This window comes from Streptomyces sp. NPDC007945 (assembly GCF_042958885.1).
In the GTDB taxonomy this organism is placed as follows: Bacteria; Actinomycetota; Actinomycetes; order Streptomycetales; family Streptomycetaceae; genus Streptomyces.
The window spans coordinates 1,024,794-1,047,334 of the sequence record NZ_JBIBJV010000002.1 but is presented as its reverse complement, the minus strand read 5'-3'; the positions used below and the strand labels follow the sequence as shown (position 1 = coordinate 1,047,334).

Annotated in this window: 25 protein-coding genes; 8 read left to right on the top strand and 17 right to left on the bottom strand. The window is 73.6% G+C overall.

Going from position 1 to position 22,541, the window contains the following annotated elements:
• Positions 1 to 167: 167 nt before the first annotated feature.
• Together ACFZCF_RS10185 and ACFZCF_RS10180 are read right to left on the bottom strand one after the other, a co-directional pair.
• The gene (locus ACFZCF_RS10185; protein WP_391285818.1) at positions 168 to 1,160 is read right to left on the bottom strand and encodes a helix-turn-helix domain-containing protein; all 993 of its coding nucleotides are present in this window, start codon (positions 1,158 to 1,160) and stop codon (positions 168 to 170) included.
• A 262-nt stretch (positions 1,161 to 1,422) separates the two neighbouring features.
• Positions 1,423 to 1,842: an ATP-binding protein gene (locus ACFZCF_RS10180; RefSeq protein WP_391285817.1), complete on the bottom strand. Its 420-nt coding sequence runs from the start codon at positions 1,840 to 1,842 to the stop codon at positions 1,423 to 1,425.
• Between the two features lie 116 nt (positions 1,843 to 1,958).
• On the opposite strand from ACFZCF_RS10180, the gene ACFZCF_RS10175 reads away from it, so the two are divergent.
• A complete protein-coding gene (locus ACFZCF_RS10175) occupies positions 1,959 to 2,837 on the top strand; it encodes a Scr1 family TA system antitoxin-like transcriptional regulator (RefSeq protein WP_391286018.1) in 879 nt (292 codons plus the stop codon).
• Between the two features lie 64 nt (positions 2,838 to 2,901).
• Here the strand turns inward: ACFZCF_RS10175 and ACFZCF_RS10170 are convergent, their stop codons facing one another.
• The 5 genes from ACFZCF_RS10170 to ACFZCF_RS10150 form a co-directional block, all read right to left on the bottom strand.
• On the bottom strand, positions 2,902 to 3,477 hold the full coding sequence (locus ACFZCF_RS10170) for a DUF664 domain-containing protein (protein ID WP_391285815.1): 576 nt from the start codon (positions 3,475 to 3,477) through the stop codon (positions 2,902 to 2,904).
• A 47-nt stretch (positions 3,478 to 3,524) separates the two neighbouring features.
• Complete coding sequence (locus tag ACFZCF_RS10165; protein ID WP_391285813.1) at positions 3,525 to 4,235, bottom strand: SDR family NAD(P)-dependent oxidoreductase; 711 nt, start codon at positions 4,233 to 4,235, stop codon at positions 3,525 to 3,527.
• A 116-nt stretch (positions 4,236 to 4,351) separates the two neighbouring features.
• Positions 4,352 to 4,558: a cold shock domain-containing protein gene (locus ACFZCF_RS10160; RefSeq protein WP_391285811.1), complete on the bottom strand. Its 207-nt coding sequence runs from the start codon at positions 4,556 to 4,558 to the stop codon at positions 4,352 to 4,354.
• Between the two features lie 222 nt (positions 4,559 to 4,780).
• The gene (locus tag ACFZCF_RS10155; RefSeq protein ID WP_391285809.1) at positions 4,781 to 5,782 is read right to left on the bottom strand and encodes a TipAS antibiotic-recognition domain-containing protein; all 1,002 of its coding nucleotides are present in this window, start codon (positions 5,780 to 5,782) and stop codon (positions 4,781 to 4,783) included.
• On the bottom strand, positions 5,769 to 6,344 hold the full coding sequence (locus ACFZCF_RS10150) for a VOC family protein (RefSeq protein ID WP_388437852.1): 576 nt from the start codon (positions 6,342 to 6,344) through the stop codon (positions 5,769 to 5,771). Before ACFZCF_RS10150 ends, ACFZCF_RS10155 begins: the two co-directional genes overlap by 14 nt.
• A gap of 107 nt (positions 6,345 to 6,451) precedes the next feature.
• Between ACFZCF_RS10150 and ACFZCF_RS10145 the strand changes: the two genes are divergently transcribed.
• Both ACFZCF_RS10145 and ACFZCF_RS10140 read left to right on the top strand, forming a co-directional pair.
• Positions 6,452 to 7,006 (top strand): YdeI/OmpD-associated family protein, encoded by a 555-nt coding sequence (locus ACFZCF_RS10145; RefSeq protein WP_391285807.1) that lies wholly within the window; start codon positions 6,452 to 6,454, stop codon positions 7,004 to 7,006.
• Between the two features lie 98 nt (positions 7,007 to 7,104).
• On the top strand, positions 7,105 to 7,803 hold the full coding sequence (locus tag ACFZCF_RS10140) for an alpha/beta fold hydrolase (protein WP_391285806.1): 699 nt from the start codon (positions 7,105 to 7,107) through the stop codon (positions 7,801 to 7,803).
• Positions 7,804 to 7,809: 6 nt separating this feature from the next.
• On the opposite strand, the gene ACFZCF_RS10135 is transcribed toward ACFZCF_RS10140, so the two are convergent.
• Positions 7,810 to 8,232: a hypothetical protein gene (locus tag ACFZCF_RS10135; protein WP_391285804.1), complete on the bottom strand. Its 423-nt coding sequence runs from the start codon at positions 8,230 to 8,232 to the stop codon at positions 7,810 to 7,812.
• A gap of 80 nt (positions 8,233 to 8,312) precedes the next feature.
• On the opposite strand from ACFZCF_RS10135, the gene ACFZCF_RS10130 reads away from it, so the two are divergent.
• From ACFZCF_RS10130 to ACFZCF_RS10120, 3 genes are read left to right on the top strand one after another with little or no spacing between them, the layout of a single operon-like run.
• Positions 8,313 to 9,416 carry a hypothetical protein gene (locus ACFZCF_RS10130; protein WP_391285802.1) on the top strand — a complete coding sequence of 368 codons (1,104 nt, stop codon included), beginning with the start codon at positions 8,313 to 8,315 and terminating at the stop codon, positions 9,414 to 9,416.
• 51 nt (positions 9,417 to 9,467) lie between these two features.
• Positions 9,468 to 9,851, top strand: coding sequence for a VOC family protein (locus tag ACFZCF_RS10125; RefSeq protein WP_391285800.1), 384 nt, complete (start codon positions 9,468 to 9,470; stop codon positions 9,849 to 9,851).
• Positions 9,852 to 9,901: 50 nt separating this feature from the next.
• Positions 9,902 to 10,387 (top strand): DUF1203 domain-containing protein, encoded by a 486-nt coding sequence (locus ACFZCF_RS10120; RefSeq protein WP_388437834.1) that lies wholly within the window; start codon positions 9,902 to 9,904, stop codon positions 10,385 to 10,387.
• A 31-nt stretch (positions 10,388 to 10,418) separates the two neighbouring features.
• Here the strand turns inward: ACFZCF_RS10120 and ACFZCF_RS10115 are convergent, their stop codons facing one another.
• Entirely contained in the window at positions 10,419 to 10,886 is a 468-nt protein-coding gene (locus ACFZCF_RS10115; RefSeq protein ID WP_388437831.1) for a VOC family protein, read from the bottom strand.
• 248 nt (positions 10,887 to 11,134) lie between these two features.
• Positions 11,135 to 11,593: a winged helix-turn-helix transcriptional regulator gene (locus ACFZCF_RS10110; protein ID WP_391285797.1), complete on the bottom strand. Its 459-nt coding sequence runs from the start codon at positions 11,591 to 11,593 to the stop codon at positions 11,135 to 11,137.
• 100 nt (positions 11,594 to 11,693) lie between these two features.
• Here ACFZCF_RS10110 and ACFZCF_RS10105 point away from each other — a divergent pair, with 100 nt between their 5' ends.
• Entirely contained in the window at positions 11,694 to 13,088 is a 1,395-nt protein-coding gene (locus ACFZCF_RS10105) for an MFS transporter (RefSeq protein ID WP_391285795.1), read from the top strand.
• 102 nt (positions 13,089 to 13,190) lie between these two features.
• On the opposite strand, the gene rarD is transcribed toward ACFZCF_RS10105, so the two are convergent.
• A complete protein-coding gene (gene rarD, locus ACFZCF_RS10100) occupies positions 13,191 to 14,279 on the bottom strand; it encodes an EamA family transporter RarD (RefSeq protein ID WP_391285793.1) in 1,089 nt (362 codons plus the stop codon).
• A 75-nt stretch (positions 14,280 to 14,354) separates the two neighbouring features.
• Positions 14,355 to 15,242, bottom strand: a complete 888-nt coding sequence (locus ACFZCF_RS10095; RefSeq protein WP_391285790.1) for an NAD(P)H-binding protein — start codon at positions 15,240 to 15,242, stop codon at positions 14,355 to 14,357.
• Positions 15,243 to 15,353: 111 nt separating this feature from the next.
• Here ACFZCF_RS10095 and ACFZCF_RS10090 point away from each other — a divergent pair, with 111 nt between their 5' ends.
• Positions 15,354 to 15,749 (top strand): winged helix-turn-helix transcriptional regulator, encoded by a 396-nt coding sequence (locus ACFZCF_RS10090; protein ID WP_388437815.1) that lies wholly within the window; start codon positions 15,354 to 15,356, stop codon positions 15,747 to 15,749.
• Positions 15,750 to 15,837: 88 nt separating this feature from the next.
• On the opposite strand, the gene ACFZCF_RS10085 is transcribed toward ACFZCF_RS10090, so the two are convergent.
• The 5 genes from ACFZCF_RS10085 to ACFZCF_RS10065 all read right to left on the bottom strand — a co-directional run bounded on the left by ACFZCF_RS10085 (position 15,838) and on the right by ACFZCF_RS10065 (position 22,526).
• The gene (locus tag ACFZCF_RS10085; protein WP_391285788.1) at positions 15,838 to 16,902 is read right to left on the bottom strand and encodes a thiamine pyrophosphate-dependent enzyme; all 1,065 of its coding nucleotides are present in this window, start codon (positions 16,900 to 16,902) and stop codon (positions 15,838 to 15,840) included.
• Positions 16,895 to 18,832: a 2-oxoacid:acceptor oxidoreductase subunit alpha gene (locus tag ACFZCF_RS10080; RefSeq protein WP_388437809.1), complete on the bottom strand. Its 1,938-nt coding sequence runs from the start codon at positions 18,830 to 18,832 to the stop codon at positions 16,895 to 16,897. Before ACFZCF_RS10080 ends, ACFZCF_RS10085 begins: the two co-directional genes overlap by 8 nt.
• Positions 18,833 to 19,101: 269 nt before the next feature.
• Entirely contained in the window at positions 19,102 to 19,761 is a 660-nt protein-coding gene (locus tag ACFZCF_RS10075; RefSeq protein WP_388438917.1) for a response regulator, read from the bottom strand.
• A 186-nt stretch (positions 19,762 to 19,947) separates the two neighbouring features.
• On the bottom strand, positions 19,948 to 21,234 hold the full coding sequence (locus ACFZCF_RS10070) for a sensor domain-containing protein (protein WP_391285785.1): 1,287 nt from the start codon (positions 21,232 to 21,234) through the stop codon (positions 19,948 to 19,950).
• 107 nt (positions 21,235 to 21,341) lie between these two features.
• A complete protein-coding gene (locus ACFZCF_RS10065) occupies positions 21,342 to 22,526 on the bottom strand; it encodes a sensor histidine kinase (RefSeq protein ID WP_388437802.1) in 1,185 nt (394 codons plus the stop codon).
• Positions 22,527 to 22,541 lie beyond the last annotated feature (15 nt).

Genomic DNA, 22,541 nt, shown 5'->3' with positions numbered 1-22,541 from the left:
GGTTCGGCGGAGGTACTGCCTCCGGTGGGGTGCCCGGTGGGCGGCGTGTGTGTGGGGCTCGGCGGAGGTACTGCCTCCGGTGGGGCGGGCGGTGGGCGCCTCGCCGGGCGGGAACGCACCGCCGCCTCGGGGGCTGCGTGGCCTTGGGGCGGCGTGGTGCGGCGGTGCTAGGCGGCGGCCGATGCCCGGCAGCCGCCGCACAGGCCCGGTTCCGGGGCGCGGAAGGCGCGGTCGCAGTCGTCGCAGTTCTGGAAGGGGTCCGGGGGTGGTGGGGCGACGGGCCCGGCGGGCAGGGGCGGCGGCATGAGCGCCGCCAGCCGGTGCGCCAGGAGCCCCGCCGGATGCGCGAGGTCGTGGGGGATGGCCGCGCAGAGCGTCCGGCTCACCGCCTCCGGATGCGCCCCGCGCTCCAGCCACTCGGTCACCCCCGGTGCGAGCCGCCGCACGTCCCGCTCCGACAGCAGCAACCGGGGCTCCCGCACCCGAAGCGCGGCGAGGAGCGCGGCGGCGGGGAGATGCCGCTCGGGAAGGGGGGAGGGCGGGGGCGGCGAGGGGGTGGGTGCGAGCGCGAGCGGCGCGGCCGTGTGGGCGGGCGACGTGGGCCGGGGCGTGGGTGGGGGCGGCGTGGTCGTGGGCGCGAGTATGGGCGGCGCGGGCGTGGTCATAGGTGGTGCGGCGGGTGCGGGGGTCGGTGAGGGTGTGGCCGCCCGGGGGACCGGCCGCGGGTCAAGGGCTTCTGGGGCCGGAGCCTTCTCCTGGGCCTCTCGCGCTGCCTCGGGGGCCTGCCGGGTTGCCGGGGTCTCCCGTACGGCGCGGGGCTCAGCCCCCGGCCGGTTGTACGAGATCGTGCGCGGGATGAACCGCCCGTCGGCCAGCCGCTCCCGGGTCCGCGAGAGGAACCCGGCCGCCTCCAGCTCCCGCAGGGCCGCCGCGATCCTCACCTCGCTCAGCCCCTTGGTGCGGGCGGCGAGCGCCTTGATCCCGACGGGCGTGCCGGCGGGCAGCGACTGGATGATGACGGCGAGCCCGACCGCCGGGACGGTCAGGTCGGGGTGCTGGGCGAGGTCGTTGCTGATGACGACGTAACGGCTGGTGAGCCGGACGTTGCGGTGAATGAGCCCACGGTCGTGCGGGCGCGCGTTAGGGTGCTCGGAAGCCATCGGGAAGGGTCTACTTCCTCGTTGGTCAGGCCCTCGGCAGGGATGCCAGTCCCCGCCGGGGGCCGTCGCATTTCAAGTGGAGTGGTGGCTGGAGCATATGCCACGCAACCCGCCCCGAATCCAGGCCAGTTGTCGCAGATCACCCGGGAGAGTGACGGGGCTCCGGCGGGGAGGCTGGAGGGGTTGGGTAGGGGCTTTCCCCGGGATTTGTCTTTTACGTCGCGCACCGCCGCGACGCGAGCCCCCACGTCGCGGCGAAGCCTCATGGCAGCGGGAGTTCGGCCCAGACGGTCTTCTGCGGCGCGGGCCCCTGCCGCACTCCCCACTCCCGGGCCAGCGCCCCGACGAGCAGGAGCCCCCGCCCGCTCTCGGCGTCGGGGGACGCCTCCTCGACACGGGGCGCGTCGTCACCCCGCGTGTCCGTCACCTCGACCCGCACCACCGCGCCGGTCGCCGCGACCCGCACCCGGAAGTCCCGCCCCGGCACGTGCCCGTGCGTCACGGCGTTGTTCGCCAGCTCGGCCACGACCTGCTCCACCGCCTCCCCCATGTGCCCCAACCCCCAGTGACGCAGCTGCTCGACGGCCAGCAGCCTGGCCAACCGCGCCCCTCTGGGCGTCGAGGAGAGCTGGAGGGTGAAGTGGCGTGCGGTCGCCATGAGTTGGCTGGTTTCGGGGTTCATGTGACCAAGCGTGAGGGGCGGTGTCTACGCTGCGCACCGGAAATGTCCTTACGTACGGTCACTGTCCGGGGGGCGTCCCGGGCTGTCCCGGCTTGTCCCGGGGGTCAGAGAGGCGGATACGCGTGGACGCAAACGCGGCCGGGCGAAGCGGTGCGAAGACCGAAGGGCCGACCTGGGACTTGGCGCCCGGTGACGACTCGGGCGCCGCGATCGTGGTCATGGTCGGGCGCCAGATCAAGTTGTGGCGGGAGGCGAAGGGGCTGCGTGCGGTCGAGCTCGGGCGGCTGATCGGATACGGCGAGGACATCGTCCGGAAGGTCGAGCGCGGGGCCCGTATCCCGCGTCCCGAGTTCCTGGACAAGGCGGACGAGGCCCTGGGAGCGAACGGCCTCATCTCGGCGATGAAGCCCGACGTCCTGGCGGTCCGGTACCCCAAGAGACCGCGAGACCTTGCGAAGCTGGAGGGTCAGGCGGTCGAGTTCTCCATGTACACGATCTTCTGCCTGCACGGTCTGCTCCAGACCGAGGACTACGCACGAGCGATCATGCGGACATTCCGCCCGCTGTACCAGCCGAAGGAGCTGGAACGGTACGTGGCCATCCGAATCGGGCGACAGCGGGTGCTGCACCGGCTGCCCGCACCGGAGTTCAGCTTCGTGGCGGAGGAGTGGGCGCTGCGGCGCCCCGTCGGCGGGAGAGCGGTGATGGCCCGCCAACTGGAGCACCTCCTGGAGGTCGCGGACCTCCCGAACGTGGAGATTCAGGTGATGCCGACGGCGAATGCGCAGCACCCGGGCCTGTCGGGCAGCCTCCACCTCCTGAAGTTCCCTGACGGCTCGGCAGCCGGCCGCTCCGAGGACCTCAACGGCAGTCGCCCGACGACCGATCCCAAGGTCCTCAGGCTGCTGGATCTGCGCTACGGCATCATCCGCAGCCAGGCATTGACCCCCACGGAGTCCCGTGACTTCATCCGCAACCTCCTGAAGGAGGCGTGACCGCCCGGCCAGACGCTTGCCTCCGTTACCGGCACGGTGAGGGGTGAGGGGTTCGGGGCCTGTCTCAGCGGGCGGCTGCCCGCGCGGCCTGTTCCACCTTCGCGTAGTGCGCGTCGCGGGTGGCCGCGTCGTGGTCGGTGGCGTGGTGGGGCGTCAGGCCCGTGGTGCCGTCCAGTTGTTCGCGGAGGATGTCGGCGTGGCCGGCGTGGCGGGTCGTCTCGGTGAGCATGTGCGCCAGGACGGTGAACAGCCGGACGTCGGGGTGGGGCCACCACGGGACGTGGCCGGGGGCGTCGAGGGGGAGGGCGGCGATCGTCGCGTCGGCGTGCGCCCAGGCGCGGCGGTAGCGGTCGACGATCTCCTCGCGCGTCTCGTCCTCGGTCGCCCACAGGTCGGTGCCGTGCGTCGACGGGTCGTCCCAGCGGGGCAGGGGCTCGGGGAACGGGCGGTCGAAGACCATGCCGAAGTACGCGGACTCCAGCAGCGCGAGGTGCTTGACCAGGCCGAGGAGGTTGGTGCCCGTCGGGGTCAGGGGGCGCCGGACGTCGTACTCGCCGAGCCCGTCGAGCTTCCAGAGCAGCGCCTCGCGCACCCTGCGGAGGCGGTCGTGCAGGTGTTCCTTCGCGAAGTCGTCGATCACCGTCAGAGCCTCCCAGGCCCGGGGGGCGGCCTCAACCCCCCGCGGCGCTACCAGGGCAGCGGTTCCCCGTCGCGGAAGAAGCCGCCGGTCGGGCCGGAGTCCGGCAGGGTGGCCGCCCAGACGACGCGAGTGGCGCCCTGGTCGACGGGGGCGCCGCCCGGGCCGCCCATGTCGGTGGCGATCCAGCCAGGACAGACGGCGTTGACCAGGATCCGGTCGGCGCGCAGTTCGTCGGCGAGCTTGCGGGTCAGGGCGTTGAGCGCGGCCTTCGAGACGCCGTAGGCGGGCGTGCCGCCGGACATGCCCTCCAGGGAGCCGGATTCGCTGGAGACGTTCACCACGCGCGCGCGGGGCGAACGGCGGAGCAGCGGCAGGAACTCCTGCGTGGTCCGCCAGGCGCCGAAGACGTTGGTCTCCAGGGTGCGGCGGACCTCGTCGAGGTCGACGGAGACGGCCCGGCGGGCCGTGTCGTAGTTGACGGCCGCGTTGTTGACGAGGACGTCGAGGCGCCCGAACTCCTCCTCGACGCGCCGCGCGAGAGCCCGGACGGAATCGGTGTCGGTCACGTCCAGCCGGCACGGCAGCAGCGTGCCGGACCCGCCCGGGGCGACCGGCTCTGCGGCGGCCCGTTCGGCGTCCTCCGAACGGCGGGCGGACAGCAGGACCGTGTGCCCGAGTCCGGCGAGCTGCCGGGCGGTCTCCCGGCCGATGCCCCTGTTGCCGCCCGTGACCAGCGCTACCGGTGCAGCCGTGTTCATGCGCGCTCCCCTCCGGCGGACGATCCGCCGTCGGGCAGCACGCTATGCCGTCGTACCGCCCCGGGAGATCAGGCCCGGGCCGTGGACCGTCCGGGCCTTCGGGCGTACTCCGGAGGTCAGAGCGGGCGTACCGCCTCGGCCTGCGGGCCCTTGGTGCCCTGGGTCACCTCGAACTCGACGCGCTGGTTCTCGTCGAGGGACTTGTAGCCGTCGGTCTGGATCGCCGAGTAGTGGACGAACACGTCCGCGCCACCGCCGTCCGTCGCGATGAAGCCGTACCCCTTCTCCGCGTTGAACCACTTCACGGTCCCCTGCTGCGGCATCCCCGACGCTCCTTCTCCCGGTCGAGCCCGCGGTGCCGATCACCCCGGACGGTCCGTGTCTCCCCATCCGCATGGCCGGTTACACCTCGTCCGTTCGACGGCTCGCAGCTCGGACTGCCTTTGCCTGAAAGGGAGTTGACGGATACGGGAGGAGGTCGTCCAGGCGTCGGAGAAGGGGGGCGGGTGGCCTCCGCCCTCGTCGCCGTCCGGTTCCAGCCCCCTCTACTCCCAGGTCGCCGCGTCCGGGTCGACGCCGTGGGCACGGGCGCTCGCGTCCACGATCCCGCTGAACCAGGCCGCCAGGCCCGGGCGGACCCCGTCGTAGTGCGCGGCGAAGCCCGGATCCGAGGCGTACATGCGGGCGAGGCAGACCTGCCTCTCCCTCGTCAGCGGGAAGTAGGCGGCGAAGACGGCGCGGTGGCGGTCGACGAGGGCGTTCGCCTCCCGGCTGCCCGGCGCGACGCCCGCGTCCAGCGCGGACGCGAGGTCGCGGTCCAGGGCGGCCACCGCGTCGTGGACGGCCTGCCACTCCTCGGGGGTGCGGGTCGCAGCGCGTTCGGCGTACTGCCGCCACTGCGGGGTGTCCCCGTACCGCTCCCGGGCCTTCAGCGGCCCCTCCGGGTCCCAGTCCGGGCCGAAGATCGCGGCCTGCTGCTCGACGGTCAGCAGCAGGCCCCGCTCGTGCGCCTCGATCATCCGGTCCAGGCCCGCGCCGAGCCGCCGGAGCCGCTCGACGCGCTCCGCCACCTGCGCGCGCTGGGCGCGCAGCGCGGCGGGGACGTCGGTGCCGGCGTCGTCCAGGACGGCCCGGATCCGGTCCAGGCCGAGGCCCAGCTCGCGGTAGACGACGACGCGGTGCAGGCGTTCGAGGTCGGCGGCGGTGTAGAGCCGGTAGCCGGCGCCCGTGCGGAGGGAGGGGCTGGCCAGACCGATCTCGTCCCAGTGGTGCAGCGCGCGGACGGTGACGCCGAGGCGCGCGGAGACCTGTCCGACGGTGAGCCCGCCGGTGCCGCCGGTGAGTCCGCCGGTGCCGACAGTGAGCCCGCCGGTGCTGTCGGTGCCGTCGGCCGGATCGGTGCCGTCGGCCGGATCGGCGGGGTCACTGCCGCCGGCCGGATCGGTGAGGTCGCTGCCGTCGGCCGGACCGGTGAGATCGGCCGGACCGGTGAGGTTGGTGCCGTCGTCCGCATCGAAGGGGCCGGTCCGGGGGTCAGTGGCGGGCATGCTCGTCATTCTCGCCGGGGCGGGCCGCGGTGGTCGGTCCGGTGATGCCGATCTCGGCGAGGTTCCGCGCCTCTCTGCTGGCGGGGTCGTACGGCTTCGCTGCCGTGAGGACGATCCGCGCCTTCTCCGGGGTGATCACCTCGACGTCGCGGGTGTTCCAGGGCGTGTCCCGGGGACTGTCGGCCGAGACCGAGTCGGGGCGCACCGCCCGGCAGGCGTCGACGATCCCGTCGAGCTGGCCGAGGACGCAGGAGAAGCCGACGCTCATCGCCGGCGCCTCCGCGGGGGCGGAGTCCGCCGCGACGAGCAGGACGTCCTGGAAGGCCCAGCGGCGCAGGTGCACCAGGACCCCCGGGACGGCGAACAGCTCGAAGAAGCCGAGGCCGCGGGTCCAGAAGTCCACGGAGGCGGCCAGGTCGGCGGTGGGCAGGGAGACGAAGGCGGGCATGCCGTAGATGCCGCGGAACGGCTCCGGCGGCACGGCGTCGGGACCGGGGGCGGGGACGGGGCTGATCTCGAAGGCGTCGTAGTAGCCGACGCCGTCGGCGTGGTGGTCGCTCATGACCGTCAGCCTTCAGCCTCACGTCGCGTGAGGGTCAAGTCCGGGTTCTCGCCGCCCCGGGTCGGCGGGTGTGGTTGGCTGCCGGGGTGACTCAGGACCTGGAGACCATGGCGTTCGATTCGGCCGAGGCGTTCGAGGCGTGGCTCGCCGAGCACCACTCCGTCCGGCCCGGCATCTGGCTCAGGATCCGCAAGAAGACGCCCGGGGTCGTCGCTCTGGACTACGCGCAGGCGCTCGACGTGGCCCTCTGCTACGGCTGGATCGACGGGCGGAAGGCGAAGCTCGACGACGAGTGGTGGCTCCAGCGGTTCACCCCGCGCACGCGGACCAGCAGGTGGTCCAAGATCAACCGCGACAAGGCGACGGCCCTGATCGAACAGGGCCGGATGCGGCCGCCCGGGCAGGCCGAGATCGACCGGGCGAAGGCGGACGGGCGCTGGGAGGCGGCGTACGACAGCCCGAAGACCGCCACGGTGCCGGACGACCTCGCCGCGGCCCTCGCGGCCGAACCGGCCGCGGCGGCCTTCTTCGAGACGCTCGACCGCCCGAACCGGTACGCCGTCCTGTACCGGATCCAGGACGCGAAGAGGGCCGAGACCCGGGCGCGGCGGATCGCGACGTACGTGGCGATGCTGGCGAAGGGGGAGAAGCTCCACCCGTGACGCCCGTGACACCCGGCGCCGCCCGGTTGTCGGAGGGGGCGCGTAACGTGCCGGCCGTCAGAACCGACAGCGCTCGCCTTCGCCCCCGGGAGTACCGCGTGGACATCCTGCTCGTCGCCGGTCTGTGGCTGGACGCATCCGCCTGGGACGACGTCGTCCCCGGACTCGCCGCCCTCGGCCACCGGGCCGTGCCCGTCGCCCTGCCCGGACAGGGGGACGGCGACACGGCCGCGACCCTCGCGGACCAGCGGGCCGCCGTGCTCGCGGCGGTCGACGCGACGGAGGGGAGACCGCTGGTCGTGGGGCACTCGGCGGCGGCGACCCTGGCCTGGCTGGCCGCCGACGCGCGGCCGGCGAAGGTGGGCGGGGTCGCGCTGGTCGGCGGTTTCCCGGCCCCCGACGGGCGGGCGTACGCCGACTTCTTCCCGGTCGTGGACGGCGCCGTGCCCTTCCCCGGCTGGGCTCCCTTCGAAGGCCCGGACGCGGCCGACCTGGACGAGCGGGCCCGGGACCGGATCGCGTCCGCCGCCGTGCCGGTGCCCGAGGCGGTCGCCAGGGGAGCCGTACGCCTCACCGACGAGCGCCGCTTCGACGTGCCCGTCGCCCTCGTCTGCCCCGAGTTCACCCCCGCCCAGGCGCGGGAGTGGATCGCCGCGGGCGAGAGCCCCGAACTCGCCCGCGCCCGCCGCCTCACCTGCCTCGACCTCGACTCGGGCCACTGGCCGATGGCCTCCCGCCCCGGCGAACTCGCCGAAGTGCTGGCGGAGTTCGCCCGTGACCTGCTCGCGGAGGCGTGAGGGGGATCAGTCCGCGGTGACGCCCCAGTAGCCGATCCGCGTCGGTTCGCCTCCTTCGTACAGGACCGTGCAGCGGCCGAGGCCCCGGGAGGGGTAGAGATCGAGGTCGGCGCCGAGGGCGGCCGTCCACTCCGCGGCCGTGGGCTTGCCGTGCGGGCACCAGGCGCGGACCTCCTCCTCGGTCAACGGGCGCATGTAGGGCCCGGTTTCGGGCTCCGTCGCGTCGGCCGTGCGGACCTGGTCCAGGACCGTGGCCGTGCCGCCCGTGAAGATGTACTCGGCCCAGTCCCCGCTCCTCCACAGCTCGTCGATCGTGCGACCCGGGAACCCGCGGTCGTCCTCGGCCAGCTCGTCCTCCTGCGCCCGCCGAAAGGCGACCGCGAGGTCGGCTTCGTACGGCCCCGTCTGCCACCAGCAGTCTCCGCCCATGACCTCTCGCCCCACTTCCTCGCCCGTCGTCCCCTCGGCCGGAGCGTAGGGCCCGGGTGCGACAACCTAGGCTGCTGCGCGTGGACATAGACCTCGGCAACGGAATCCTCGGCGCCGTCCTCGGCGTCGTCTTCGCCACCCTCTTCCAGCAGTCGGCGCAGGACCTCTGGTTCAAGGCGCGGCGCCGCGCCGCGGGGAAGGTGCGGAGCCTGACGTACCGGCCCGAGCAGGGCGGCGCCTGGAGCACGTTCTCGATCGGGCCGCTGCACACCTCCGCGCTGATCGTCGAAGGCGACGGGGAGCGGCCGATCGCCCCCGAGGCCGTCCACGTGCAGGTGCTCGACGGCGCGGTCGAACTGCCTCCGGAACTGGCGCCCTGGCGGGCCGAGATCGAGGCGGAGGAGGCACGGGTCGCCGCGGCCGGCGAGCGGCAGCCGGTCTGGAACGGGGAACGGTACGCGGTCGAGTCCGTCGAGGTGACCCGTACACCCCTCGACGAGGCCCCCGAGGTGCACCTGCGATTGCGGCCCACCGACTACTACACCTTCCTCGCCGCCCAGCAGCTCGACCGGCGGCTGCCCGACGGCTCCACCCCGCGCGGACGCTGGCTGGAACCGGACGCCCCGCTGACCGCGCCCGCCTTCCTCCAGTGCAGCTTCGGCGTGAACATCGCCGTCGTCACCGCCGACGACCTACTGGTGATCAGCCGGCGCGGGGACCGGGTCAGGACCGCGCCCGGCCTGTGGAACTCCTCCGTGAACGAGGGCCTGGCCCGGAACATCGACTCCTCCGGCCGCCACGCGCCCGAGCTGCACGCCGTCGCCCGGCGCGGCATGCGCGAGGAACTCGCCCTGGAACCCGGCGAGTACACGCTCACGCTGCTCGCGTTCGTGCTCGACGTCGAGAGCCGGATGTGGAGCGCGCACTTCACCGCGCGGCTGACCGGCCTGACGGGCGAGGAACTGCGGGCCCGTACGAGCCGGGGCGTCCCGGACCGCTGGGAGCACACCGCCATGGAGTACGTGCCGTTCCGCACGGCCGACGTGGTCCGCCACCTCCTCTCCCCGGAACGGCGCCACCGCTGGGCCCCGCTCGCGCCCGCCCTCTTCCACCTCGCCCTCGTCCACGCCCACGGCCGCGCGTCGGTGGAACGGGCGGAGGCGGCGGTGGTACGGCGCCTGTAGCGGAAGCCGTCGCCGTCGCCGGGAGCGGTGGAGGACCGTACGCTGGAGCGCATGGCATGCCGCATCAGCGAGTTGATCCTGGAATGCGCCGACCCCGAACGGCTCGCCGTCTTCTGGAGCGAGGTCCTCGGGTACGTCGAGATCGGCCGGGAGGACGACGGAAGCATCGAGATCGGGCCACCCGACGCCGGCTTCGGCGGACCGCAGCCGACGCTCGTCCTCAGCCCGAACAGCGCCCCTCGCGCCGAGAAGCTCCGCCTCCACATCGACGTCAACCCGACCGACCGCGACCAGGACGCCGAACTGGAACGGCTGCTCTCCCTCGGCGCGAGGCCGGCGGACGTCGGGCAGACGGGCGAGGAGAACTGGCACGTCCTGGAGGACCCGGAGGGCAACGTCTTCTGCCTCCTGCACCGGCGCATCGATCCGGCCTAGGGGTCCGAATGCCGCCAGCGGCCCGGCGGCGGCGGGGCGAGGGTGGGCGCATGAGCCTCTACACGCCGCGGGCCGTCGAGCCCGCCGCCCTCGCCGCGCTCCGGTCCGTCGACGACGCCGGGCGCCCCTGCGTCCCCTACACGGCGGAGGAGGGCGGCGAACCGCTGCGCTGCTGCCTGCGCCCCGCCCGTCCCGGCGAGCGCCTCGCCCTCGTCGCGTACGCCCCGCTGCGGCGGTGGGCGGCCGTGACCGGGGCGGCGCCGGGGGCGTACGACGAGGTGGGGCCCGTGTTCGTCCACGCGGAGGAGTGCGAGGGCTTCGAGGCGGGCGGGGAGACGTACCCCTTCGAACGGGCGGGTGCGCTGCGGACGGTGCGGCGGTACGGGGCGGACGGCCGGATCCTCGGCGGGCGGCTCGTCGAACTCCCCGGCCTGGACGGGGCGTTCGACGAGGCCTTCGCGGATCCGGCGGTCGCGCTGGTGCACGTGCGGGCGGTCGAGTACGGCTGCTTCCACTTCGAGGTGCGACGCGACTAGCCCTTCGCCGCCGGAGAGGGAGCCGCTGCCGCTACTGCACGCAGAATTCGTTGCCCTCGGGGTCGGTCATCACCACCCAGGAGCCGCCCTGCTCCGCCACCTGCCGCTGTACGGCGGCGCCGAGCTTCACCAGGCGCTCCACCTGGGCGTCGCGGGCGTCGGGACCGGCGTGCACGTCGAGGTGGATGCGGTTCTTCACGGTCTTCTCCTCCGGGACCCGCTGGAAGAGGATCCGGCGGCCGAGGCCGGCGCCGTTCTCCTCCGACAGCGGGTCGTCCGGGTGCCGTACGGCGGCGAGGTCGTGCCACCCGAGGCGCTCCTCCGGCGTCCCGGGGTGCACGGTCAGGGTCGCCTCGGGCGGTACGGCTCCGAAGCCGAGCAGTTTCCCCACGAGGGCGCTGTGGTCCTCCTCGACGTAGCCGAGGGCGGCGGCCCAGAAGGCGGCCTGCGCGTGCGGGTCGCGCGCGTCGATCACGACTTTCCAGTGCAGCGGTTCCATCCCCCACGTATACCGCGCGCCCCCGCGCGCCGCGGCCGGTTTTCCCACAGGGACGGGCACCCTTCTGCGGGTGCTTCCGCTTTGGGCCTGGACCCGCACCGCTACGGCGTCGCACTCGTGGTGCGGGTTCAGGCACCGGAGCCTGGGCGCGGCTGGGCGCGCCGTCCCGTGTGCCCACCCGTCCCGCACCCAGCGAGACGCCTGCCCACACGGGGGTGCGGCGAGGGCGCCGCTCGCGCGCCGGACGGTCAGGAGGTGGCGGGGGGCCGGGCGTCGTAGTGGGCTCGGGCGGCGGCTATCTCGTTCTGGTGGAGCTCCGTCCAGGTGACCAGCGCGCGGATCGTGGTGTGCAGGGTCGCCCCCAGCGCCGTCAGCTCGTAGTCGACGCGCGGCGGCACCGTCGGATGGACCGTCCGGCGGACCAGCCCGTCACGCTCCAGCTGCCGCAGGGTGACCGTCAGCATGCGCTGGCTGATGCCGTCGATCTCGCGCCGGAGCTGCGAGAACCGCACGACCCGGTTCTCCAGGAGCGCGATGACGAGCAGCGACCACTTGTCGGCGATCCGGTCCAGGATCTGGCGGACCTCGCAGTCCTCGCGGGTGTCCCACTGGAAGGGGTCCGCCTCGCCGGCGCCGTCGGGGTGGCAGCCCCGCGTGCCCATGGTTACTCCAGAGGTACCGGGTGACTTCGAAGTGCCTTCTTCCATGCCTCCCGATGCTCCCGCAGGATCGAGGTGGTCACAAGAGGGAACCGGCCCTCAGGGCAGTAACCAGCCCACCCCAAACCCCTTCTCCTCGGAGGCAGTTGTGTCTTCACGTGCCTGGGGCCTGCTCCTCGTCCTCAGCGGTGCCGTCTTCCTCGAAGGCATCGACGTCGCCATGCTCGCCGTCGCCGTCCCCACCCTCCGCGCCGACCTCGGCCTCACCACCGCCACCGCCGCCTGGGTCATGTCCGCCTACGTCCTCGGCTACGCCGGCTTCACGCTGCTCGGCGGCCGCGCAGCCGACCTCCTCGGCAGACGCCGGATGTTCCTCGGCTGGCTCACCGTTTTCCTGCTCTTCTCCGGCCTCGGCGCCCTCGCCGACGACGGCCCGACGCTCGTCCTCGCCCGCTTCGCCACCGGTGTCGCCGCCGCCTTCATGACCCCGGCGGCCCTCTCCGTCATCACCACCTCCTACCCGGAGGGCCCGCAGCGCGACAAGGCCCTGCTGGTCTTCGCCGGCGTCGCGGGCGGCGGCTTCTCGCTCGGGCTCGTCACCGGCGGCCTGCTCACCCAGTTCGGCTGGCGCTGGGTCTTCATCGCGCCCGTCCTGTTCGCCGCCGTGCTGCTGGCCGCCGCCGTCCGCCTCGTACCGAAGGACGAACGGTCACCGGCCCCGCTCCGGGGCGGCTTCGACCTCGCCGGGGCGCTCGTCGCCGCCGGGACGATGCTGCTCCTCGCGTACGGCGTCATCCGCCTGGAGCACGGGCTCGACGGCTGGGCGCTCACCCTCGCCGTCTTCGCCGCCGGGGCCGCGCTCGCCGCCGTCTTCGTCCGCGTCGAGCGCCGGGCCGCCGTCCCGCTCGTCCGGCTCGGGCTGCTGCGCACGCCGTCCGTGCTCCGCGCCGACCTCGGCGCGCTGCTCTTCGTCGGCGCCTTCTTCGGCTTCCAGTTCGTCGCCACGCTCTACCTCCAGGAGCTGCGCGGCTGGTCGTCGCTGCACACCGCCCTTGCCCTGCTCGTCATGGGCATCGACGCGCTCCTCGCGCCGACGGTGACCCCGCGCCTGGTGGCCCGGTACGGCAACGCCAGGGTGGTCCTCGGCGGCTTCCTCGCCGCCCTCGCCGCGTACCTGCTCTTCCTCCCGGTGGGCCCCGACTGGTCGTACGCGGTGATGTTCCCGACCCTCCTCCTCACGGGCCTCGCCTTCTCCCTCGCGTACGGGCCGCTGACCATCGCGGGCACGGACGGGGTGGCGGAGGAGGAGCAGGGGCTCGCGGGCGGGCTGCTGACCACCGCGACCCAGTTCGGTTCGGCGATCGGCATCGCCGCCGTGACGGCGGTGTACGGGCTCGTCGGCGGGGGTCTCGCCGGCTTCCGCGCGGCGCTCGTCGTGCCGGTGGCGATGGCCGCGGCGGGGGCGTTGGTCGCCCTCGCCGGACTCCGCGCCCGCCGCCTCCGCGGCGAGCCGGCCGAGCCCGTGCGGGAGGTGCCGGTCTGAGCCCCGGCCCGGCCGTACGGGAAAGGCCCCGCCCGAGTCGTCGGGCGGGGCCTTCGGCACGAGGCGCGGGGGCGCGGGGGCGCGAAGCGCGGCGTGGGCGGGTCAGGCGCGGGGCTCCCGGGCGGGGGCGGGTGCCGGGACCGTGGCGGGTGCCGTCGCGGCCTCCTCCGCGAGCCGCTCGGCCGCCGACTCCGCGGCGCGGGTGACGGCCGCGCGGCTGCGGCGGGCGGTGCGGAGGGCGTCCCAGGTGAGCAGCGTCAGGGCCAGCCAGACAAGCGAGAAGCCGATCCAGCGCTCGGGCGGCATGGCCTCGTGGAAGTACGCGACGCCGAGGAGGAACTGGAAGGTCGGGGCCAGGTACTGCAGCAGGCCCAGCGTGGAGAGCGGGAGCCGGATGGCCGCCGCGCCGAAGCAGACCAGCGGGATCGCGGTGACGACGCCGGTCGCCGCGAGGAGTGCCATGTGTCCGGCGCCCTCCGTGCCGAAGGCCAGCTCGGAGCGGGAGCCGAGGAAGAGCAGGTAGCCGAGGGCCGGCAGGAAGAGGACGGCGGTCTCGGCCGCCAGGGACTCCAGGCCGCCGATGTTGACCTGCTTCTTCACCAGGCCGTAGGCGGCGAAGGAGACGGCGAGGACGAGGGAGATCCACGGCGGGCGGCCGTAGCCGACCGCCAGCACGAGCACGGCGGCGATGCCGATGCCGACGGCCGTCCACTGGGCGGGGCGGAGGCGTTCCTTCAGGACGAGGACGCCGAGCGCGATCGTCACGAGCGGGTTGATGAAGTAGCCGAGCGAGGCCTCGACGACGTGGCCGTTGTTGACCGACCAGATGTACAGGCCCCAGTTCACCGTGATGACGGCCGCGGCGACCGTCAGCAGGCCGAGCTTGCGCGGGTGGGCGAACAGCTCCTTCACCCAGCCCCAGCGGCGCAGCGCCACCAGGGCGAGGGCGACGAAGACGAAGGACCACACCATGCGGTGGGCCAGGATCTCGCCCGCGCTCGCGGGTTCGAGCAGGGGCCAGTAGAGCGGGAAGAGGCCCCAGATGGCGTACGCGGCGATGCCGTACGCGAGGCCGGCCCGACTCTCGCCCCCCGCACCGCCGGCCGTCTCCGCCGCCCCGCCACCGGGTCCGCCGGTCGTGCTCCCGGTCGTCCCGCCGGTTCCGGTGGCCGTGTTTCTTCCCCAGCCCATGGATGCCTCCTGCCCTGCGCCGCGCTGTCCCGATGACGGTAGCGCCGCGCGGGGCAGACTGTCATGTGTGTACCGCTATACGGTCATGACCTTGAGCGCCTCGGCGACCGTCGTGCCGATCGGGGTGGTCGGGCGGCCGATCAGCCGCGCCAGGTCGCCGGTCCGCACGGCCAGCGCGCCCCGCTCGATCGCCCGGTCCACGTCGACGAGGATCGCCGCGAAGGGCTCCGGGACCCCGGCGCCGGTCAGGATCTCCAGGTGGGTCTCGGCCGGCACGTTCGTGTACGCGATCGGCCGACCGCTGCGGGCGGCGATCTCCGCCGCGTACTCGGCGAGCGACCAGGCCTCGTCGCCGCTCAGCTCGTACGCGCGGTTCAGGTGCCGCGCGTGCTCCTCGTCCGGCCCGGTCAGCACCGCGGCCGCGGCGGCCGCGTAGTCGGCGCGGGTGGCGGAGGCGATCCGGCCGTCTCCCGCGTTGGCGACGACGGCCCCGTGGGCGAGGACGGGGGCGAGGTTGTCGGTGTAGTTCTCGCTGTACCAGCCGTTCCGCAGGAACGTGTACGGCAGGCCGGAGGCGAGGATCAGCTCCTCCGTCGCCTTGTGCTCGGCCGCCAGGTCGAAGTCGGCCTCGGGCCCGCCCAGGACGCCGGTGTACGCGAGCTGGGCCACGCCCGCCGCCTTGGCCGCGTCGATCACGGCGGCGTGCTGGGGCACCCGCTGCCCGACCTCGCTGCCGGAGATCAGCAGCACCCGGTCGCCCGCCTCGAAGGCCCCGGCCAGCGTCTCCGGCCGGCTGTAGTCCGCGATCCGCAGCTCCACGCCGCGGTCCGCGAGGTCGGCGGCCTTCTCCTTGTTCCGGACGACGGCGGCGACGGCCCCGGCGGGGACGGCCGGGTCGGCGAGGAGGGCGTCGACGACGAGACGGCCGAGCTGCCCGGTGGCTCCGGTGACGACGATGCGCATGGGGATTCCTTCGAGGGAGGGGGAGGGGAGGGTTGGAGGAGGAACGAACACACTCACCGTACGTCGGGCACTAACCAATCGAAAGTACCCACTTTGAAGTAAGGTACTGGCATGAAGGTGAGTACCGAGGTCGCGGCAGAGCCGCTCCTGGCGGACGTGGACGGCGCCATGTGCCCGTCGCGGCTCGTCCTGGAGCACGTCACCAGCCGCTGGGGCGTCCTCGTCCTGATGGCGCTCCTGGAGCGCTCGTACCGCTTCAGCGAACTGCGGCGCAGGATCGGCGGCGTCAGCGAGAAGATGCTGACGCAGACCCTCCAGACCCTGGAGCGCGACGGCTTCGTCCACCGTGACGCCAAGCCCGTCATCCCGCCCCGCGTCGACTACACCCTCACCCCCCTCGGCGAGGACGCCGCCGAGCGGATCAAGGCCCTCGCCCTCTGGACCGAGTCCCTCGTCCCCGACGTCGAGGCCGCCCGCGCCCGCTACGACGAGGCCCGCGGCCGGTGACCCGGTGGCGCCCCGGACCCGGTCCCCCGAAGGACCGAGGGGCGCGGCCGGTGACCGGCCGCGCCCCTCGGGGATCCGTGACCGGGCGTCAGCCGACGACCGTCCAGGTGTCGTTGCCCGCCAGGAGCCGGCCGAGGTCGCCCTCGCCCTGCTGCTCCACGGCCCTGTCCAGCTGGTCGGCCATCAGGGTGTCGTAGACCGGTCGTTCCACCGAGCGGAAGACGCCGATGGGGGTCTGGTGGAGGGTGTCGGGGTCGGCGAGGCGGGAGAGGGCGAAGGCCGTCGTCGGGGAGGCGGCGTGCGCGTCGTGGACGAGGATCCGCGCTTCGTTCTCCGGGGTGACCGCGACGACCTCCAGGTCGCCGGTGGCGGGGTCGCGGACGACGCCCTTGCCCAGCTCGGCGCCGAAGCGGATCGGCTGCCCGTGCTCCAGGCGGATGACGGCCTCCGTGGCCAGGTCCTTGTCCTTGAGGACCTCGAAGGCGCCGTCGTTGAAGATGTTGCAGTTCTGGTAGATCTCCACCAGGGCCGTGCCGTCGTGGTCGGCGGCCTGCCGCAGCACCTCGGTGAGGTGCTTGCGGTCGGAGTCCACCGTCCGGGCCACGAAGGACGCCTCCGCGCCGAGGGCCAGCGACACCGGGTTGAACGGGGCGTCGAGCGAGCCCATCGGGGTCGACTTGGTGATCTTGCCGACCTCGGAGGTGGGGGAGTACTGGCCCTTGGTGAGGCCGTAGATCCGGTTGTTGAAGAGCAGGATCTTCAGGTTCACGTTGCGGCGCAGGGCGTGGATGAGGTGGTTGCCGCCGATCGACAGCGCGTCGCCGTCGCCGGTCACCACCCACACCGACAGGTCCCGGCGGGAGGTCGCCAGACCGGTGGCGATGGCCGGGGCGCGGCCGTGGATGGAGTGCATCCCGTACGTGTTCATGTAGTACGGGAAGCGGGAGGAGCAGCCGATGCCGGAGACGAAGACGATGTTCTCCTTCGCCAGGCCGAGTTCGGGCATGAAGCCCTGGACGGCGGCGAGCACGGCGTAGTCGCCGCACCCCGGGCACCAGCGGACCTCCTGGTCGGACTTGAAGTCCTTCATGCTCTGCTGCGCCTCGGCCCTGGGGACCAGCTGCAGGAGCGAGTCGCTGCGCGGCTCAGGCATCGATGGCCTCCTTGAGTGCGGCGGCGAGCTGCTCGGCCTTGAACGGCATGCCGTTGACCTGGTTGTGGCTGCGGGCGTCGACGAGGTACTTCGCGCGGATCAGGGTGGCGAGCTGGCCGAGGTTCATCTCGGGGATCACGACCTTGTCGTACCGCTTCAGGACCTCGCCGAGGTTCTTCGGGAAGGGGTTGAGGTGGCGCAGGTGGGCCTGCGCGATGTGGCCGCCCTCGCGGCGGATGCGGCGTACGGCGGCGGTGATCGGGCCGTACGTCGAGCCCCAGCCGAGGACCAGGGTCCGGGCGCCGTCCGGGTCGTCGGCCTCGATGTCGGGGACGTCGACGCCGTCGACCTTGGCCTGGCGGGTGCGGACCATGAAGTCGTGGTTGGCGGGGTCGTACGAGATGTTGCCGGTGCCGTCCTGCTTCTCGATGCCGCCGATGCGGTGTTCGAGGCCGGGGGTGCCGGGGACGGCCCAGGGGCGGGCGAGGGTCTCCGGGTCGCGCTTGTAGGGCCAGAAGACCTCGGTGCCGTCGGCCTGGGTGTGGTTCGGGCCGGTGGCGAAGGCGGTGCGCAGGTCGGGCAGGGCGTCGACGTCGGGGATCCGCCAGGGCTCGGAGCCGTTGGCGAGGTAGCCGTCGGAGAGCAGCAGGACGGGGGTGCGGTAGGTGAGCGCGATCCGGGCCGCCTCCAGGGCGGCGTCGAAGCAGTCGGCCGGGGTCCTCGGGGCCACGATCGGCACCGGCGCCTCGCCGTTGCGCCCGTACATCGCCTGGAGCAGGTCGGCCTGCTCCGTCTTGGTGGGGAGGCCGGTGGACGGGCCGCCGCGCTGGATGTCGACGATGAGCAGCGGCAGCTCCAGGGAGACCGCGAGGCCGATCGTCTCGGACTTCAGGGCCACGCCGGGGCCGGAGGTGGTGGTGACGGCGAGCGAGCCGCCGAAGGCGGCGCCGAGCGCGGCGCCGATGCCGGCGATCTCGTCCTCCGCCTGGAAGGTCCGCACGCCGAAGTTCTTGTGCCGGCTCAGCTCGTGCAGGATGTCCGAGGCCGGGGTGATCGGGTACGAGCCCAGGTAGAGCGGCAGCTCCGCCTGGCGGCTCGCGGCGATCAGGCCGTAGGAGAGGGCGAGGTTCCCGGAGATGTTCCGGTAGGTGCCGGTGGGGAAGGCGCGGGTCGCGGGGGCGACCTCGTAGGAGACGGCGAAGTCCTCGGTCGTCTCGCCGAAGTTCCAGCCGGCCCGGAAGGCGGCCACGTTCGCCTCGGCGATCTGCGGCTTCTTCGCGAACTTCCGCCGGAGGAAGTTCTCCGTGCCCTCGGTCGGCCGGTGGTACATCCAGGACAGCAGTCCGAGCGCGAACATGTTCTTGCTCCGCTCGGCCTCCTTCCGGGACAGCCCGAACTCCTTGAGCGCCTCGACGGTCAGCGTCGTCAGCGGCACCGGATGCACCCGGTAGCCGTCGAGCGAGCCGTCCTCCAGGGGGCTCTGCGCGTATCCGACCTTGGCCATCGCCCGCTTCGCGAACTCGTCCGTGTTGACGATGATCTCGCCGCCGCGCGGCACGTCGGCGATGTTCGCCTTCAGCGCGGCGGGGTTCATCGCGACCAGCACGTTCGGCGCGTCGCCGGGGGTCAGGATGTCGTGGTCGGCGAAGTGCAGCTGGAAGGACGAGACGCCCGGCAGGGTGCCGGCGGGCGCCCGGATCTCGGCCGGGAAGTTCGGCAGGGTGGAGAGGTCGTTCCCGAAGGACGCCGTCTCCGAGGTGAACCGGTCACCCGTGAGCTGCATGCCGTCACCGGAGTCGCCCGCGAACCGGATGATCACCCGGTCGAGCCGGCGGACTTCCTTCTCGGCGCCGTCACGGCCCTCCACCGGGGCGCTGCGCTGCTCCCCGAGCAAGGCCTCGCCGGCCTCGCTACTGACCTGGCTGGTCACTTACAGGACCTCCCTAGCGGCAAGCGGGACTCTGCGGCCCACCCTACGACGGTGAGGTGCGCCTTCCCGGGACTTCTCACATGGTGGGCCTCTGCTTGAGATGCCCTTCTGTTGTGCATTGTCCCGTTCTGCGGCTACCCGGATTCGTCCGGAACGCGATGTTCCGCCTTATTCCTCCGTTCCAGGCACGCCCCAGCCGCGCACGAGGCGCGCTCCAGATCCGGACAGCCGTCCGAAAAGGGTTGCGTCCGACAGGGTGACGGGGCGGCTCACGACCTGAGGTACGTCAGCACCGCCAGGACCCGGCGGTGGTCGCCCTCGCTCGGCGAGAGGCCCAGCTTCAGGAAGATGTTCCCGATGTGCTTCTCCACCGCCCCGTCGCTCACGACCAGCTGCTTCGCGATCGCCGAGTTCGTCCGGCCCTCCGCCATCAGGCCCAGGACCTCCCGCTCGCGCGGGGTCAGATGCGCCAGGACGTCCTGCTGCCGGCTGCGGCCGAGCAGCTGCTGGACCACCTCCGGGTCCAGGGCCGTACCGCCCTGCGCGACCCGCACCACCGCCTCGGTGAACTCGCGCACCTCCGCGACCCGGTCCTTCAGCAGATAGCCCACGCCCCGCGTGGAACCGGCCAGGAGCTCGGTGGCGTACTGCTCCTCCACGTACTGCGACAGCACCAGCACGGCGAGCTCCGGATACTCCGCCCGCAGCCGCACCGCCGCCCGCACCCCCTCGTCCGTGTGGGTCGGCGGCATCCGCACGTCCGCCACCACCACGTCCGGCAGCGCGCCCGCGTCCGCGAGCTCCGCCACCGTCTTCACCAGCGCCTCGCCGTCCCCGACCCCCGCGACGACCTCGTGCCCCCGGTCCGTGAGCAGCCGCGTCAGCCCCTCGCGCAACAGCACCGAATCCTCGGCGATGACCACCCGCACCCGGTCCGCCACCTCTCCCACGCCCACGTCCGCCGCCCCATGTCCTGCGATAGCCCTGCGATGCCCGATCGCGCGGCCCGTTCGGCGCCGCGTGATCAAGCATCGCAGGAAAGCCGCCGCCCGCGTGCGGGTCCGGCCCGCGGAAGCGGGGACACGGCCCCGGGCCGCCCGGGCGGCGCGGACGCCTCAGGCCCGCCAGGGGAGCTCGGCCGTCACCGTCGTCGGACCGCCCTCCGGCGAGTCCACCGCCAGCACGCCGTCCACCGCCCGCAGCCGCTCCGCGAGCCCCGTGAGGCCCTGCCCGCGCGCCGGGTCCGCGCCACCGGCGCCGTCGTCCCGCACCTGGAGCATCAGCCGCGCGCCCGACCGCCACACGTCCACCGAGGCCCGCCGGGCCCGCGAATGCCGGGACACGTTCTCCAGAAGTTCCGTCACCGTGACGTAGGCGAGGCCCTCGATCGCCGCCACCGGCCGCCCCGGCAGGTCCACCGTCACCGCCACCGGCACCGCGCAGCGGGCCGCCACCGACGACAGCGCCGCGTCCAGACCCCGGTCGGTCAGGACCGCCGGGTGGATGCCCCGCGCCAGGTCCCGCAGCTCCTTCAGGGCCAGCTTCACCTCGCCGTGCGCCTCGTCCACCAGCACCGCCGCCGACCGCGGGTCGCGGGCCAGCGTCTCCCGAGCCAGACCCAGGTCCATCGCCAGCGACGCCAGCCGCGCCTGCGGACCGTCGTGCAGGTCCCGCTCGATCCGCCGCAGGTCCGCCGCCGCCGTGTCCACGACCGCGCCCCGGTCCGACTCCAGCTCCGTCACCCGCTCCGCGAGCCGCCCCGGCCCCAGCAGCCCCGCCGCCAGGACCCGGTCCACCGCCGTCAGCCCCCGCACCAGCGGCGGCCACGCCAGCACCAGCAGCAACCCGATCCCGCAGGTGACGGCGACCTCGAAGGGCGAGTCCAGGTACAGGGCGTGCGTCTCGTCCCCGTACAGCTGGATGCCGTCCTGACCCAGGTACGCCGGGAAGACCCATCGCCACAGCGGATACGTGAGGAACCCCCAGCCCCACGTGAAGAACGCCACCGACACCGAGAACGAGAACACCGCCCACGGGAAGTGCACGACCCCGTACAGCAGGTGCCGCCACGAGGCCCCCGACCGCAGCGACGCCGCCATCCACGAGAACGCCCCGCCCGTCCGCCCCCGCACCGGCTCCGGCGCGGCGACGCGCACCCCGAGCAGTCCCCGCACCCGCGCCCGCTCCACCGCGCCGAACGCCCGGCTCACGGTCAGCGAGGCGGCCAGCACCGGCACCCCGAGGAAGGTGATCAGCAGCCCCACACCCGCGGAGGTGAGGGCGACGGCGAGCGAGAACCACAGCACGCTCAGTGGCAGCCCCACCAGGGTGAAGAGGAACCCGCGCCAGGTCCGCCCCTGGAAGGGCGCCCGGAGCACGGCGGGAACGAGGCTCGAATCCATGGGGAGGTCCTTCTGGTCGTCGCTGGGTACGGATCCAGGGTTCCGCCCGGACCCCCTGCGGCACCATGAGGCGGGTCGGCGTCCCCGCAGGGGGGATATCCCCACCGTCAGGCCTGCCGCGCCCGCCACGGCAGCTCCGCCGTGACCGTCGTCGGGCCGCCGGCGGGGGAGTCCACGACCAACAGGCCGTCCACCGCGCCCAGCCGTTCCGCCAGGCCCGCCAGACCCGTGCCGGCGCCGTCCAGCCGCGCGCCGCCGACGCCGTCGTCCCGCACCTGGAGCAGCAGGCGGTCCTCCGCCCGCCACACCTCCACCGAGGCCGCACGGGCCCTCGCGTGCTTGGACACGTTCTGGAGCAGCTCCGAGACGGTGAAGTACGCGATCCCCTCGATCGCCTCCGCGGGCCGCTCCGGCAGGTCCACCGCCACCGTCGCCGGCACCGTGCACCGGCCCGCCAGCGACGACAGCGCCGCGTCCAGACCCCGGTCGGTGAGGACCGCCGGGTGGATGCCCCGCGCCAGGTCCCGCAGCTCCTGGAGGGCCAGCTTCACCTCGCCGTGCGCCTCCGCGACCATCTCGGCCGCCGCCTCCGGGTCCTCGTGGAGCTTCTCCTTCGCGAGCCCGAGGCCCATCGCGAGGGCCACCAGGCGCGCCTGCGCCCCGTCGTGCAGGTCCCGCTCGATCCGCCGGAGGTCGGCCGCCGCCGTGTCCACGACCACGCCCCGGTCCGACTCCAGCTCGGCGATCCGCCGCTCCAGCTCGTCCGAGGGCGAGAGCAGCCCCCGCACCATGCTCCGGTCCGCCGCGGCCAGGCCCCGCGCGATGAACGGCAGCACCGGCCACAGCGCCACCAGCGAGACCAGGGTGACGGAGAAGGTGACGACCCCCCACGGCAGCCGCATCAGCCCGTACAGCTGCGTCCGCCACGCCACCGGGTCCGTGAGCCGCGTCCACAGCCACGGCAGCGCGCCGCCCGGCCGCGGCAGCGGCGAGGGCTCCGCCACGTCCGCGTCGAGGAGCGCCCGCGCCCGGGCCCGCTCGGACCGGCCGATCCCCCGCGCCCCCGACAGTCCGGCCGCCAGCAGCGGCAGACCGATCACGGTGACGGACAGCGCGGCCCCGACGGCGACCGTGGTGACGGCGTAGACGAAGCCGACGAGGGCCGTGGGGAGGTTGAGCAGCAGGAAGGAGATCTCCTTCCAGGTCTCCTTCCCGTACGCGGTCCGCCGCCGCGCGGGCGGGTCGCCGGCGGCCACGGCGGGGGCGGAAGGGCTCGGGTGATCAGCGGTCATGCCCTAAGCCTGCCG